Below are 276 nucleotides of genomic sequence, written 5' to 3'. Positions count from 1 at the left end.
GCCCGGCCGCGCGGCCCGCCGCGACCCAGACCCGTGCGGTGCCCGACACCGGCTGCGGTCCCGCCGAGGCACGCACCAGCGCCCGCAGGTCGACACCGTCGGGCACGGTGACCGCGCCCTCCGCTCCGACGGCACGCACCGGGCCCTCGACGCGGGAGAGCCGGAAGCAGCGCACGTCGTCGCGGTCGCGGTCGTGGCCCACCAGATACCAGCGGCCCCGGAACGACACCACGCCCCAGGGCTCGACGGTCCGCCGCACCAGCTCCCCGGTGGGGC

1 protein-coding gene is annotated in these 276 nt (G+C 79.0%); it reads right to left on the bottom strand.

From position 1 onward, the window contains the following. Window positions 1-276 (bottom strand): helix-turn-helix transcriptional regulator (locus GTW08_RS09690; RefSeq protein WP_161151794.1); only part of this gene is annotated, 276 nt, incomplete at both ends.

It is taken from the genome of Pseudonocardia sp. SID8383 (assembly GCF_009864975.1).
Lineage (GTDB): Bacteria > Actinomycetota > Actinomycetes > Mycobacteriales > Pseudonocardiaceae > Pseudonocardia > Pseudonocardia alni.
Note: the sequence above shows the minus strand (reverse complement) of the source record. Positions and strands in the feature narration are given on the sequence as shown.